Source organism: Secundilactobacillus sp. MJ173 (assembly GCF_059704265.1).
Map to the genome: position 1 here is coordinate 1 of NZ_BAAKGN010000001.1, position 1,157 is coordinate 1,157.

General features: G+C 48.6%; 1 protein-coding gene. It reads left to right on the forward strand.

Going from position 1 to position 1,157, the window contains the following annotated elements; all coding sequences use genetic code 11:
* Window positions 1–70: 70 nt before the first annotated feature.
* Complete coding sequence (locus tag AC6H04_RS00005) at window positions 71–1,099, forward strand: IS30 family transposase (RefSeq protein WP_169925060.1); 1,029 nt, start codon at window positions 71–73, stop codon at window positions 1,097–1,099.
* Window positions 1,100–1,157: the final 58 nt, after the last annotated feature.

The window sequence follows — 1,157 nt, forward strand, 5'->3', positions numbered from 1 at the left end:
AAAAAACACCAAGACAAATCTCTGTTATCATTGATGTTCCAACACAAAAATGAAAGAGGTTATTGTCTTGATGCAAGAACAGAATACCACAGTCCGAGAAAAAGGTCACCACCTAACTTCATTTGAGCGCGGCAGAATCGCCACGCTACACAGCCAAGGATACTCTAACCGCGCAATTGCTAGAGTTATCGGCGTTTGTCATCAAACAATCAGTAATGAACTACGCCGTGGTGAGATCGACCAAGTTAAAAAAGTGAACGGTCAACGGCAATATCACCGCGAGTACTCGCCAGAAGCGGCACAGGCCAAATACGAAGCTAACCGAATGTCCTGTCATCGACCTTTGAAACTCGCTGGTGTCGCTGACTTTATCCACTACTTTACGGCCCATTTGCACCAAGACGGTTGGTCGCCTGATGCCGCGGTGGGCCGTGCTAAACTTGAAGGCTTATATCAACCTGAGGAGATGGTTTCGACCAAGACGTTATACCACTATATCGATGCGCAACTACTTGAAGTCCGTAATCTTGATCTGCTCGAAAAAAACCGGCGCCGCACCAAACACCACCATTCACCCAAGCATAAGCGTCTGGCCGGACGAAGTATCGAAGAGCGACCTAAAAGTATTGATCAGCGCCAAGAGTTCGGTCACTTTGAGTTGGATACCGTAGTCGGTAAACGTAACGGCCAAGAAAGTGTCATTCTAACGCTGATCGAGCGCCAATCTCGCTGTCAGATCCTGCGTTTGATTGATGGCCGTGACACCGATTCAGTCAACTACGAACTGGCTAAGATCTGCCAAGAATACGGGCACATCATGAAGTCCGTTACCGCTGACAACGGGGCAGAGTTCGCAGCGGCGGGGACGGTGCTTGACGGCGTTGCCGACCTTTATTATGCCCACCCTTACCGCTCTTCAGAACGAGGCACAAATGAGGCGCATAATCGAATGATCCGTCGTGATGTGCCTAAGGGCCTGTCCATGGATACTTTAGGCCCTAGTGATATCCAAGCAGTGGAAGCCAAGCTAAACAACTTACCACGCCGGCAGTCAGGTTACCAAACCCCAAAAGAGCTTTTCTCCGCTGCCGCTGGCTAAAGATTGAATCTTTAAAATATGAATATCAATGAAAATACTGTCTTGCCGGGATTTATTG